At 72.2% G+C, this 13,079-nt stretch carries 10 protein-coding genes; 5 read left to right on the forward strand and 5 right to left on the reverse strand.

Annotation, left to right across the window (positions count from 1 at the left end):
* Positions 1-27: 27 nt before the first annotated feature.
* From J3R08_RS15580 to J3R08_RS15595, 4 genes are all read right to left on the reverse strand, one after another.
* Positions 28-1,455, reverse strand: coding sequence for a non-reducing end alpha-L-arabinofuranosidase family hydrolase (locus J3R08_RS15580; RefSeq protein WP_209961729.1), 1,428 nt, complete (start codon positions 1,453-1,455; stop codon positions 28-30).
* Between the two features lie 262 nt (positions 1,456-1,717).
* Positions 1,718-2,782, reverse strand: a complete 1,065-nt coding sequence (locus tag J3R08_RS15585; RefSeq protein ID WP_064446069.1) for an SRPBCC domain-containing protein — start codon at positions 2,780-2,782, stop codon at positions 1,718-1,720.
* Between the two features lie 21 nt (positions 2,783-2,803).
* Positions 2,804-4,135, reverse strand: a complete 1,332-nt coding sequence (locus tag J3R08_RS15590; protein WP_209961731.1) for a low temperature requirement protein A — start codon at positions 4,133-4,135, stop codon at positions 2,804-2,806.
* Between the two features lie 79 nt (positions 4,136-4,214).
* Complete coding sequence (locus J3R08_RS15595; protein ID WP_064446067.1) at positions 4,215-4,805, reverse strand: TetR/AcrR family transcriptional regulator; 591 nt, start codon at positions 4,803-4,805, stop codon at positions 4,215-4,217.
* A gap of 121 nt (positions 4,806-4,926) precedes the next feature.
* Here J3R08_RS15595 and J3R08_RS15600 point away from each other — a divergent pair, with 121 nt between their 5' ends.
* Positions 4,927-6,567: an MDR family MFS transporter gene (locus J3R08_RS15600; protein WP_064446066.1), complete on the forward strand. Its 1,641-nt coding sequence runs from the start codon at positions 4,927-4,929 to the stop codon at positions 6,565-6,567.
* Between the two features lie 74 nt (positions 6,568-6,641).
* On the forward strand, positions 6,642-7,490 hold the full coding sequence (locus J3R08_RS15605) for a phosphatase PAP2 family protein (protein WP_064446065.1): 849 nt from the start codon (positions 6,642-6,644) through the stop codon (positions 7,488-7,490).
* Between the two features lie 7 nt (positions 7,491-7,497).
* On the opposite strand, the gene J3R08_RS15610 is transcribed toward J3R08_RS15605, so the two are convergent.
* Positions 7,498-9,555 carry a cellulose binding domain-containing protein gene (locus tag J3R08_RS15610; RefSeq protein WP_209961733.1) on the reverse strand — a complete coding sequence of 686 codons (2,058 nt, stop codon included), beginning with the start codon at positions 9,553-9,555 and terminating at the stop codon, positions 7,498-7,500.
* 244 nt (positions 9,556-9,799) lie between these two features.
* Between J3R08_RS15610 and J3R08_RS15615 the strand changes: the two genes are divergently transcribed.
* The 3 genes from J3R08_RS15615 (at position 9,800) to J3R08_RS15625 (ending at position 13,056) form a co-directional block, all read left to right on the forward strand.
* The gene (locus J3R08_RS15615) at positions 9,800-10,549 is read left to right on the forward strand and encodes a lytic polysaccharide monooxygenase (protein ID WP_043324278.1); all 750 of its coding nucleotides are present in this window, start codon (positions 9,800-9,802) and stop codon (positions 10,547-10,549) included.
* Positions 10,534-11,154, forward strand: coding sequence for a DUF305 domain-containing protein (locus J3R08_RS15620; protein WP_043324276.1), 621 nt, complete (start codon positions 10,534-10,536; stop codon positions 11,152-11,154). The genes J3R08_RS15615 and J3R08_RS15620 overlap by 16 nt, the downstream gene beginning before the upstream one ends.
* Positions 11,155-11,466: 312 nt before the next feature.
* Positions 11,467-13,056 carry a DHA2 family efflux MFS transporter permease subunit gene (locus J3R08_RS15625; RefSeq protein WP_043324274.1) on the forward strand — a complete coding sequence of 530 codons (1,590 nt, stop codon included), beginning with the start codon at positions 11,467-11,469 and terminating at the stop codon, positions 13,054-13,056.
* Positions 13,057-13,079: the final 23 nt, after the last annotated feature.

Here is a 13,079-nt window from a genome sequence, read left to right on the forward strand (position 1 = left end):
GCGACCTTCCTTCCTGGACGGTCCGGCTCAGCGCTGGAGGGTGAGCAGTCCGGGGCGGTAGGGCAGGAGGCCGTAGTCGCCGCCGGAGTTGGGGGAGCGGCCCTGGTAGAGCAGTTGGAGGTTGCAGGGGTCGACGGTGAAGGTCTGGTCCGCGGTGGTGCGGATGAGTTCACCGTGGCTGATGTCGTTGGTCCAGGTGGCGCCGCTGTTGGCCTTGCCGGCGAACGGGTTGGACTCGGTGGCGGCCTGCGGGGTCCAGGAGCCGTTCAGGCTGGTGGCGGTGAACGAGCGGAAGTAGCGGCCCTGCGAGCCGATCGCCTCGACGATCATCAGGTAGCGGGTCTGACCCTGCAGCTTGTAGACCTGCACGGCCTCGAACAGGTTGTTCGTGCTGTCGGACATGATCGTGGTGTAGTTCGACCCGAAGCTGCCGGGGAAGTTCCCGATCGGCATGCTGGAGCGGTAGATCTTGCCGTTGTCACCGGCGAAGAACAGGTACATGTTCTGGTCGTCGGCGATCAGCGTCTGGTCGATCGGGCCGGTGCCGGAGCCGGAGATGCTGCCGGTGAACAGCGGCTGCGCCGACGACCACCCGTTCGGGTTGGTGGGGTCGTTGGAGGTGCGGTAGGAGAACGCGGTCGGTCCCCACTGGTACGCCAGGACCCAGATGTTGCGCGGCGCGAAGTAGAACAACGTCGGCGCCACGGTCCCCGACGACATCGCGTTCTGGCTGGCCGACGCCATCTGCGACCAGTTCGAGAACAGACCGAAGTTCATCGACCCCCACGACGACCCGGTGTCGTGCGTCGTCGCGTAGACCAGGTGCTGCCCGTTGTAGGGCACCACCGTGAAGTCCTTCAACGACACCCAGCCCGACCGCGGCTGCGCCAGCGCGCCGGTCGAGGACCACCGGTACGACGACGGGAGACTGCAGGTGTTGCCCGGGGGCGGCGTCGTGGGCGGCGCCGTGGTCGGCGGTGCCGTGGTGGGTGGCGCGGTGGTGGGTGAGCCGGTCGGGCCGCCGGTCGGCGTGGTGCCGCCGGTGCAGGTCACGCCGTTGAGCGCGAAGCTGGTCGGCACCGGGTTGCTGCTGGTCCAGGAGCCGTTGAAGCCGAACGACGTGTTGCCGTTCGTCGGGATCGACCCGTTGTAGTCGACGTTGCGCGCGGTGACCGCGGACCCGCTCTGGGTCAGGCTCGTGTTCCACGACTGGGTCACCGTCTGCCCGGCGCCGAACGACCACGTCAGCGTCCAGCTCGACACCGGGTCGCCGAGGTTCGTGATGGTGACGTTGGCGCCGAAGCCGCCCTGCCACTGCGACGAGATCGCGTAGTTCACGGAGCAGCCCGCGGCGGCGGCCCCGGCGGGCAACTGCGCCACGGCGACCGACGCCGACGCGAGCAGCGCGGCGCCGGCCGACGCCAATATGGCATTGACTGACCTGGATCTGGACATGAATTGACCTCCTGCGGGGGCGGCGGCTCTGGCATTGGCGGTGGCGATTGTTTTGTGAGCGTTAACAGCCGCGTCAGGGATGTTACGGGAGCGCTCCCATGCGCTCAACAACCCATTTCCGCACCCACCGAATCAGCGCGGCCCCCACCCGCCCGCCCCGGACGCGACGATCATGAACTTGACCCTGCTTAATGCGGACAAATCCGCGGCCCAACTTCATGATCAACGGGGTGGAAGGGGGAGGGGGAGAAGGGTGGGGGCGTCAGGCGGGGGTGCAGGGGGTGTTGTCGGCGGTGCACGCGACGGGGGCGTCGTGCTGGGGGTCCGGGTCGCGTACGTCGAAGCGGATGGTGGCGGACTCGCCGCCTGGCAACGCGCCCCCGGTGAAGGTGACCACTGTGCCGTCCTGGGTGGCCTCGGCTCCGCTGACACTGCCCACAGTGGCGCCCTCGTGCAGCGTCACGGTGACCGTCCAGCCCGGACGCGGTGACGGACCGGGATTGCGCAGCACCACCTCGCCCCGGTATCCGAAGATCCGGTCGTTCACCGTCTCGTAGGTGGCGCTCAGCGGCGTCGCCGCCACGGTCGAGGGCGTCGCGCTCGGCGTACGGCTGGGGGTGGGTGACGGCGTCGGCGAGGGTGACTCGCTGCGGCGGCTGGCGCTGGGCGTGGGCCGCGCGGTCGTGGGGCGCGCGGAGGGCGTCGCGGTGGACGGCATGACGAGTGACGTCGTGGGGGCCGGCGCGGCCGGGGCGGGCGGCTCGTCGCCGGTGGTCCATACCGTTGCTCCGGCTGCCGCGGCCAGCAGCGTGACCGCGCCCGCCGCGAGCAGCGCCCGGCGCCGTCCGGGCCGGCGGGGTTCGTCGCCGAGCAGCCGGACCACAGGCAGTTCGGCGGTCAGCCCGCCCTCGGCCCGGCGCAGGTCCACGTTCTGGAACGCCAGCCAGTCCAGAATGGCCGGCAGCCGTCCGGTGACCGCCTGCTCGTGCTGCTCGGCGCGGGCGTCGGCGTCCCAGTCGCCCTCTTCGAGCACCTCGCGTACGGACAGCCGGGTGCCGTGTGCGGTGGGGGCCAGGTCGCAGGCCAGGCGGGTGGCCCGGTCGGCCTCCCGGCAGCGGACGACCAGCCGGTGCGGCGCGCGCAGCTCGACGGTCTCGACCTCGGTGTCAGTGTCGTAGCCCGGCAGCGCGGCGGTGGCGAGGATCCACCGGTCGGACCCGGGCGCGCTGTCGGTGAACCACTTGGCCAGCAGCGCGCGTTCCGTCAACGCCCGCCAGGTCCGGGCGGGCGGGTGGAACAGGTCGACCTCGGTGACGATCTCGATCACGCGGAGACTCTAGGGCCTGTGTCAAGGTCGGTGCGGGGCGCTGTCGCCGCCGTCGTGCCAGCGGGCCCGCCAGGCGGCCTCGCTCTCCTCGGCGCTCGACTTCTCCTCGTGCATGAGCCGGCGCAACGCGATCCGGGAATCGGCGAAGATCACCAGCTCGGCCGCCACGAGCGCCACGCAGATCGCGGTGAGCAGACCCAGCGCGCCGAGCGCCGGCAGGTGCCGCCCGACCGGCAGCGCCACGGCGAGCAGGACCACGGCGCCGACCCGGGTCCAGGACAGCGTCCGCAGCGCGCGCCACTGGAACGCCATGTTCGCGGCGAAGTAGACGAGCACGCCACCGAAGAGCAGCGGCACCGCCGGGCCGTGGCCGCGCTCCATCGGGCCGCCGGCCGGGTCGGTGACGATGCGGACCAGTTCCTCGGCGCCGATCGCGAACAGGATCACCCCGGCGATCATGGGCAGGTAGAGGTAGGCGTACGCGTCGCGGGCAAGCGCCACCCGCGCGTAACCCTGGGCGGCGTGCAGCGCGATCCGGGCGGCCGGGCCGATCATGTCGAAGTGCGCCCACCAGAGCGCGGCGGTGAACAGGATGCCGAAGATCGCCGCCGGGATCGCCGGCCAGGTCACCGGCTGGCCGAGCAGGTTGCCGCCCACGCCGACCGAGATGACCGACTCGCCGAGCGCGATGATCAGGATCAGGTCGTACCGCTCGGTCCAGTGCTCGGCCGAGGTGATCTTCCAGCCGTCGGTGCCGGCCAGCAGGCCACTGCTGTACTGGATGACGACCACCGCGATCCACAGTCCGTCGCGCAGCCACGGGCCGACCTCCGGGGACACGCGCGGCGGCAGCAGCGCCGCCACCAGCAGCAGGGTGGCGGTGACCAGCGCCTCGGGCAGGAACAGCCGCAGCTTGCGGCGGGCCGGCGGGTCGTCGCGCGTGGCGTACCAGTACAGCGCGGTGTGCACGGCCCGGATCACCACGTAGCTGATCGTGACCAGGATCGGCCCGGCGCTGCCCTTGTCCAGGTCGCCGAACGTCTGCGGCAGCGCGAGCGCGAACGTGAACAGCGCGATCATGCCGACCACCATGAGGATCGGCACGAAGCCCTCGCCGAGGCGCAGCCGGGCGGCCACCGCGCTGTGCACCACCCAGCACCACCACAGCACGGCGAGCACCAGCAGCGCGTGCAGCAGTTCCCCGGGGGTCACGTTGGCGGCGGTGGCCCGCGTGATGATGAAGAAGGACACCACGAAGACGAGGTCGAAGAAGATCTCGAATCGGTCGACCCGGGTGGCGGGGGCGACGCCGGTCGCCGGCCCGAGCCCTTTGCGCCACCGGTCGCCACCCACCGGGCGAGTGTGTCAGCCCAGGTCAGGCCGGGTGCTGCTTTCGCCGGCCATTCCACCGGTCCGATGGGGAGCGGCGCGCTCAGCCCGCCGTGGGGGCGGCGAGGGCGAGCACGTCGCGCAGCACGTCGCGCAACGGGCGCCCGGGGCGCTCCAGCCACTCGTGGGCGGCGATCCGCAGGGACGCGAGGAACGTCGCGGCGATGATCCGGGCCCGCAGCGCCGCGTCCGGTCCGGTCAGCCGGCGGGCCAGCTCCGCGGCCATCTCCCGCTCCAGCGCCGCGTACGCGGTGACCTGGTGGGCGGCCAGGCTCGGGTGACCGTGCAGTCGCCGGCGCCGGTCGAGCCAGGGCTCGGCCGGGTCGTCGTAACCGTCCTCGGCCTGGGCCAGGGCGGCCCGGGTCAGCGCGGCCCACGGTGGCAGCTGCGCCGGTTGTTGCGCGACCAGCGCGAGGAGCCGGCGCAGCCGCAGCGTGTCGCCGTGGAAGAGGGCCTCCTCCTTGCCGCTGAAGTAGTTGGAGAACGTGCGCCGGGAGACGTTCGCGGCGTCGGCGATCGCCTCGACGGTGATCCGGTCGGGGCCGTGCTCGACGGCGAGCGACAGCGCCGCCTCGTGCAGCGCCTGCCGCGTGGCCGCCTTCTTCCGCTCGCGCAGCCCGGTGCACTCCTCCATGCGACAAGCCTAGGTGACCCATTTCTCAATGGGCAAAGTTGCCCGACGGGCAAGGTTTAGTGTTGATTGCTTGAGGCAACGAAGCGGCCAACCCGCATCGACACATCTGGAGGACGCGCGCATGAGCGCACCCACCGTGACGGCTGAGGCCGCCCCGATGAGCAAGCGGAAGACGCTGGAGGCGCTCAGCGGTCTGCTGCTCGTGCTCTTCGTGGCCATGCTGAGCAGCACCGTGGTCTCGACGGCCCTGCCGAAGATCATCGGAGCGCTGAACGGATCGCAGACGCAGTACACCTGGGTGGTCACCGCCACCCTGCTCACCGCGACCGCGACCACCCCGATCTGGGGCAAGCTGGCCGACCTGTTCAACAAGAAGCTGCTGATCCAGATCGCCATCGTGGTGTTCCTGGTCGGGTCGATCGCGGCCGGCTTCGCGCAGAGCGCCGGGCAGCTCATCGCCGCCCGCGCGTTCCAGGGCATCGGCGTCGGCGGTCTCCAGGCGCTGGTCCAGGTCGCCATCGCGGCCATGATCCCGCCGCGTGAGCGGGGCCGCTACAACGGCTACCTGGGCGGCGTCATGGCGCTGGCCACCGTCGGCGGCCCGCTGCTGGGCGGCCTGATCGTGGACACCTCCTGGCTCGGCTGGCGCTGGTGCTTCTTCGTCGGCGTACCGGTCGCGGTGGTCGCGCTGTTCCTGCTCCAGGTCACCCTGAACCTGCCCACCGTGCGCCGGAAGAACGTCAAGATCGACTATCTGGGCGCCACGCTCATCGCCGCCGGCGTCAGCGTGCTGCTGATCTGGATCTCGTTCGTCGACGACTCGTTCGCCTGGGCCTCCTGGCAGACCGGGGCCATGGTCGGCGGCGCGGTGCTGCTGCTCGCGCTCGCGGTCTGGGTGGAGGCGCGGGCCGCCGAGCCGGTGGTGCCGCTGCACATCGTCCGCGAGCGCACCACCGCCCTGGCGATCCTGGGCAGCCTCGCGGTCGGCATGGCGATGTTCGGCGGCGCGGTCTTCCTCGGCCAGTACTTCCAGATCGGCCGCGGCTACAGCCCGACCGAGGCCGGCCTGCTCACCATCCCGATGATGGTCGGCGTGTTGATCTCCTCGATCGTGGCCGGCCGGATGATCACAGCGACCGGGAAGATCAAACCGTACATCGTGTTCGGCGCGGTCGTGCTGGTCGTCGGGTTCGCCATGCTCGGCACCATCGACCACGAGACGTCGCTGGTCTTCGTCGGCCTCGCCATGTTCATCGTCGGCGTCGGCGTCGGCATGACCATGCAGAACCTGGTGCTCGCGGTGCAGAACACGGTGGCTCTCAAGGACATCGGCGCGGCCAGCGCCAGCGTCGCGTTCTTCCGCTCGCTCGGCGGCACCATCGGCGTGTCGGTGCTCGGCGCGGTGCTCGCTCGCCGCGTCAGCGACCGGATCACTCACGACCTCGCCGCGGCCGGCATCCCCACCACCGGCGGAGGCGGCGGCAGCACGCTCAACCTCGACGCGCTGCCCGAGCCGGTCCGGCAGATCGTGCGGGCCGCGTACGGGGACGCAACGGGGCACATCTTCCTGATCTCGGCCGCCATCGCGGTGGTGGGTATCGTGGCGGCGCTGCTGCTGCGCCCGGTCACCCTGCGTTCCAGCCTCGACCTGCCGGACACCGGCCGGTCGGTGGCGGTGGGAGCGGACGCCGTCGACGGCGCGCCCGCCTTCGACGAGGTGAGCGTGGACTCGGCCGGGCGGGAGGAACGCGCCCGCCGCTGAGCCCGTACCCCCAGGGCCGTCGCCGACCCCGGCGGCGGCCCTGATCCGTGCCGGGAGGCACCGAAGGAGGAGTCGTGGACATCACGCGGGCCGCGCCGCCGCGCCTGGCCGCATGGCGGCGGGCCGCGCGTGAGCTGGCGCTCGTCGCCGTGCTCTTCCTCGCCTACAAGGCGGGCCGGCAGGTGGTGGCCGACCACGCCGAGGTGGCGCTCGCCAACGGCGAGTGGATCTGGCGGCTGGAGCGGCTGCTGCGCCTGCCCGCCGAGGCGGCGGTGCAGGGGCCGCTGCTGTCGCACGAGATCCTGATGCGGCTGGCGAACAGCTACTACGCCTTCGTCCACTTCCCGGCCACCGTGCTCTGCCTGGTCTGGCTCTGGCTGCGCCGCCCGGCCCACTACCTGCGGCTGCGGCGCGCCCTGGCGGCGCTGACCGCGGTGGCGCTGGTGCTGCACGTGTGTGTCCCGCTGGCGCCGCCCCGGCTGACCGAGCTCACCGGTCTGGTCGACACCGGCACCCGGTTCGGCCCGAGCGTCTACGGACCGCCCGACACCGACCAGCTCAGCAACCAGTACGCGGCCATGCCGTCGTTGCACGTGGGCTGGGCGCTGGCGATCGCGCTGGCGCTGATGGCGGTCACCACCGGACGCCTCCGCTGGCTCTGGCTGCTCCACCCCCTGGCGACAGCGCTCGTGGTGGTGGTCACCGGCAACCACTACTGGCTCGACGGGCTCGTCTCGGTCGCGCTGCTCGTGGCGATCCTGGCCGTGCTGCCCCGGCCCGCGCCGGACCGGCCCGCGCTCGTCGAGGCAGCCGGACCGGTGCGCCCGCACGTGGTGCCGGCGCCGCGCCGCGCCGGCCACCACCGGAACCCGCGGGTCCCGGCGGCGGCCGACGCGCGGCTGCGCCCTCCCGGGCGGGGCTGAGGGCCGGTCAGCGCAGCGTGCAGACCGTCCCGTTGAGGCGGAACGCGCCCGGCGGCACGTTCGGCCCGCTGTACGCGCCGACGAACCCGACGGTCGTGCTCCCGCCGTCGGCGGCGAGCCGCCGGTTGTCGGCGGTGGGCGTCACCCGGACGTTGCGGCCCTGCTGGTCCCAGGTGGCGCTCCACCCGCTGCTCACCTGCTGCCAGTCGGTCGGCCAGGTCCAGGTCAGCGTCCAGCCGTCGATGGCCTTCGCGCCGGTGTTGATCACCTCGACGTTCGCCACGTACCCGTTGCCCCAGTCGTTGTCGTCGTTGAACCGCACCGCGCAGGAGCTCTCGGCGGGGCTGCCGGTGGCGAAGGTCAGCGGCGGGGACGACCAGGAGACCCGCCCGGCGGTGTCCCGGGCGAGCACGTTGACCGTGTAGCGGGCGCCCGGTTCGAGGTTGCCGACCGTGAGCGACGTGCCGGCGGTCTCGCCGAGCTGCTCGCTCACCGCGCCGTACTGCCGGTGCACCTCGTACTTGGCGATCGGGGACGCGCCCGGCGTGGCCGCCGGCCAGGAGATGGTCGCCGCACGGTCGGTCACCGCGCCCGCCGTCGGCCGGCCCGGGGCGCCGGGCCGCCCGGCCGAGCTGCCGGCCGGTCGCAGCACGAGCGTGGTCAGCGAGTACGGCGGCAGCGTGCGCACGGTGGCGCTGCCCGAGCGGCCGGTGCTGATCCCGGTCGCGCCGTTGGCGAGCGTGTGCACTGTCGGGGCCTCGTCGGCCGGGGTGAAACCGGCGTAGTCGAGCGCCACCGGGTGGGCGTTGTCCGGGTCCTTGTTCAGCAGCAGGACCGCGACGCTGCCGTCCGGCCGCCGGACCGCGTGCGCGGCGACCAGCGGCTCGTCGGTCCCGGCGCGGACGAGCTGGTCACCGGGCCGGGCGAACAGGTTCATCATGGACAGCGCGTGGTACGGCGCGAACGGGGTGTTGAACGCCGGCTGACACACCTCACCGTCGCTGGTGCAATTGCCGCTGGACAGCATCCCGAAGTCGCCGTAGTCGGTCTGCCCGGCCACCTCGGAGACGGCGCCGATGCCGTTGTGCACGTTCCACCACTGCACCGTGAAGACGCCCTGCTCCAGCAGGCCGCTGTAGGCGTCGGCCAGGAACAGCGCGCCGGGCGCGGTGGTGCGGCCGGCGTCCACGTTAAGCTCGGTGAAGCTGATCCCGATCCGGTCCGCGCCGGGGCCGGCGTACCTGGCGATCTGCTGGCGCAGCAGCCAGGCCGCGTCGGGCAGGTGGTTGGTCCGGGCCAGCGAGTCGGCGGCGTTGCCGCCCGGGTACCAGTGCACGTCCACGAAGTCGATCTTCGGGCCGGCGAGGGAGAGCACGGTCTGGTTCCACGGGCCCGGGTCGGAGCCGGCGGTGATCCCGTCCGGCCAGTTGCCGGGCATGGTGAGCACCGCGCCGACCTTGATGCTCGGGTCGACCGCCTTCATCGCGTCGGCGTACTCGACCACCAGCCGCGCGTACTGGGCGGCGCTCTTGTCCGGGTGGTCGTCGGCCTCCCAGGCCGAGCCGTAGTGGCCGTTGCCGTAGTTCTCGTTCCCGACGGTCCACCACTTGGCGCCGTAGCCCTTTGTGACGTTGGCGTACCGGACCCAGGCGGCGGCCTCGGCGGGCGTGCCGGTGCCGTAGTTCGCGATGATCATCGGCTGGGCGCCGACGCGGCGGGCGCCGGCCATGAACGTGTCGAAGTCGGTGTTCGGCGCGACGTAGCCGCCGGGCGCGGTGTGCGTCTCCCAGTGGTAGATGTCGGCGTACGAGCCGCCGGGGTAGCGCAGCATCTTCACACCCGCGGCCTTGAGCAGGTCGGACGTCTCGGCGCTGCCGAGCTGCGAGTCCCAGATGGCGTGGTTGACGCCGAGCGCGGTCTCCGGGACCGTGGCCAGCCCGGCGCGGGTGTTCACGGTGACGGTGACCGGGTCGGTGGGGTCGGCGGCGGCGACCGGTCCGCCGACGGTGCTGAGCGCGGTGGCGAGCAGGAGCAGGCTGGCCGCGAACGCGGTGGTTCTCCTCATGCGGGGGTGTCCTCCGGGGAGTGGGACGACGAGGCGATGCCCGGTCTGCGTCGTCCTCCCGGACGCCTGGCGGCGGCGGGATGCCCAGGAACGACGATCGGCTCCGCGCGGCGAGCCATCGACGAGGATCATACGCCCGGCGTCGGGGAGTGCAGGGCTTAATTTATAGACAGGAGTCTTTACTGTTAACAATGTTTAATTTATGTTCGGGGCACCTTCCGTTCCCCCCGAAGGAGTTGCCACCATGCGTCGAAGAATCACCCTCCCGCTGCTCACCGCAGGCGCCGTGACCGGCACGCTGGCGCTCGCCGCGCCCGCGCAGGCCCACGGCTACGTCTCCTCACCGCCCAGCCGCCAGGCGCTGTGCGCGCAGAACCGGGTGCCCGACTGCGGCCAGATCAAGTACGAGCCGCAGAGCGTCGAGGGCCCCAAGGGCCTGCGCAGCTGCCACGCCGGCATCGCCCAGTTCGCGGTCCTCAACGACGACAGCCGCAACTGGCCGGCCACCTCGGTCGGCAGCACCGTCACGTTCACCTGGGTCAACACCGCCCGCCACGCCACCGCCAACTGGGAGTACTGGATCGGTGGCACCCGGGTCGCCGTGGTCGACGGCGGTGGCCGTCAGCCCGGCGCGACCGTGTCGCACACGGTCAACCTCGGCGGCTTCTCCGGCCGGCAGAAACTGCTCGCCATCTGGAACATCTCCGACACCGCCAACGCCTTCTACTCCTGCGTCGACCTGCAGATCGGCGGCGGTGGCGGCAACCCGACCCCGTCGCCCACGCCGACGGCGGCGCCGACCACCCCCGCGCCCTCGCCCACGCCCACCCGGACCAGCACGCCGGCGCCGGGCGGCACGTGGACGGCCGGACGGGCGTACCAGGTCGGTGACACGGTCACCTACGACGGCCGCAGCTACCGCTGCCGCCAGGCGCACACCGCCATCGCCGGCTGGGAGCCGCCGAACGTGCCGGCGCTGTGGCAGCAGATCTGAGCCCGCGTACCCGCGCGGCGGAGCCGGCCGGTCCCCGGCTCCGCCGCGCGTCCGCGGCCCTGCTCGGCGTGATGCTGACCCTGGCCGGTTGCGGCGGCCCGCCCGCGGCCGATCCGTCCCCGCCGGTCCCGTCCGCCACGGCCTCGGCCCCGGACACCACGGTCAGCGGGATCGACGCGCTGTTCCTGGCCATGATGGTGGCCCACACCGAGCAGACGCTGGAGATCGTGCGGCTCGGTCTCGACCGCGCCACCGATACGCGGATCCGCACGCTGATCGCCGCCGTGCGGGCCACCGAGACCGACGAACTGGCCACCATGCGCGAATGGCTGCGCGACGCCGGGCCGTCGGCCGCCGCCGCGGCCGCCCGGCACGACCACTCCGGGCACAGCGACGCTGCCGCCGGACTGGCCCGGCTGCGCGCCGCCGCGCCCGCCGACGCCGACCGCGTGCTGGTCGACGTGCTGAGCCGGCACCAGCGCACCGCGGCCGACCTGGCCCGCGCCCAGGTCGCCGCCGGCACCAGCGAGCGGGTACGCGAGCTGGCCCGCCGGATCGAGCGCTCCCGGACCGCGGAGATCGAACTGATGGGCCGGATGGGCTGAAACGGCGCGCCCGCACGCCCCGGAGCTGCCCGGACGCGCCATGACCTTCGTCACGTCGACGTCGCGCCCACCGGCCCGCCGAGGTTCACGAATCGGCGCGCAACCGCCCTTTTCCGTGAGCCGCCGGCCCGCCGTGCGGCCGTGCGCAGGCCCGGGACGCCTCGTCCGTCGGCAAAATCCGCCCCGGTCTGTCGCCGGTCGTGGTTAGGCTTCCCGCCGGACGTCGCCCCGCCGCGCGTTCCGCCCGCGCCCGGACGGTGCGTGGCGACCCCCACCGCCTTCGGCAGCCGAACCGGATCCAGGAGACCGTTAGTGACCCAGCAACCCGTCGCGACGTCGACAAAGCTCGACGCCGCGGTGCTCAAGGTGGCCGGCGTCGTCGTGCTCGGCGCGATCATGTCGATCCTCGACGTGACAGTCGTCAGCGTGGCGCTCCCGACGTTCCAGAGCGAGTTCGACGCCTCGTACGCGCGCGTCGCGTGGACCATGACGGGCTACACGCTCGCGCTGGCCACGGTGATCCCGCTCAGCGGCTGGGCCGCCGACCGGTTCGGCACGAAACGCCTCTACATGGTGGCGCTGGCGCTGTTCACCATCGGCTCCGGGCTCTGCGCCACCGCCGACTCGATCGGCGAGCTGATCGCCTGGCGTGTGGTCCAGGGCCTCGGCGGCGGCATGCTCATGCCGCTCGGCATGACGATCATGACCCGGGCCGCCGGCCCGCACCGCATCGGCCGCCTGATGGCAGTGCTCGGCATCCCGATGCTGCTCGGCCCGATCACCGGCCCGATCCTCGGCGGCTGGCTGATCGACGTCGCCAGCTGGCACTGGATCTTCCTGATCAACCTGCCGATCGGCGTGGTGGCGCTGATCTACGCCCAGCTCGCGCTGCCGAAGGACAACGCCGAGCCGTCCCAGGCGTTCGACTTCCTCGGCATGCTGATGCTGTCGCCGGGTCTGGCCCTGTTCCTGTACGGCATCTCCACGCTGCCCGAGACCGGCACGATCGCCGACACCAAGGTCTGGCTGCCGATGCTGGCCGGCGGCGCGCTCGTGGTCGCCTTCGTGGCCTACTCGTTCCGGCCCCGCCATCCGTTGCTCGACCTGCGGCTGTTCCGCAACCGCAACCTCACCATCGCCTCGATCACCATGTTCGTGTTCATCATCGCGTTCATGGGCGCGGGCCTGCTGTTCCCGAGCTACTTCCTGCAGGTGCGGGGTGAGACGACGCTCGCCGCGGGCCTGCTGATCGCGCCGCAGGGCATCGGCGCCATGCTGACCATGCCGATCGCGGGCACGCTCGCCGACCGGGTGCCGGTCGGCCGGACGGTGCCCTTCGCGCTGGTGCTCATCGCGGCCGGGTTCTTCACCTTCACGCAGCTCGGCACCGACACCTCGTACTGGCTGCTCTGCGGCTCGTTGTTCGTGATGGGCCTCGGCATGGGCGGCACGATGATGCCGATCATGACCTCGGCGCTGAAGACGCTCAGCGCCGCCGAGGTGGCGCGCGGCTCCACGCTGGTCAACATCCTCCAGCAGATCGGCGGATCGATCGGCGCCGCGATCATGTCGGTCATCCTCACCAGCGAGCTGAACGGCTCGCGGCCCATCCCCGGCGTGACTGACCCGGGCACCGGCGCCCCGCTGACCGAATCCCAGCTCGCCATCGCCGCACAGCAGCGGCCCGAGCTGATCCAGCAGTTCCCGGTGCCGCCGTCGCTCATCGAGCGGGGGCTCGACTACGCCGCGGGCGCCTTCTCGACCACGTTCTGGGTCGCGTTCGGGCTGGTGCTGCTCACCTTCGTCCCGGCCGCCTTCCTGCCGCGCCGGCGTGAGCCGTCGCACCTGCTCGACGGCGAGACGGGCGAGGACAAGCAGCCGATGGCGCTGCCGATCCACTGACCGCCGTGACCGGGGCCGGACGC

Source organism: Micromonospora sp. HB375 (genome assembly GCF_017872985.1).
In the GTDB taxonomy this organism is placed as follows: Bacteria; Actinomycetota; Actinomycetes; order Mycobacteriales; family Micromonosporaceae; genus Micromonospora; species Micromonospora chalcea.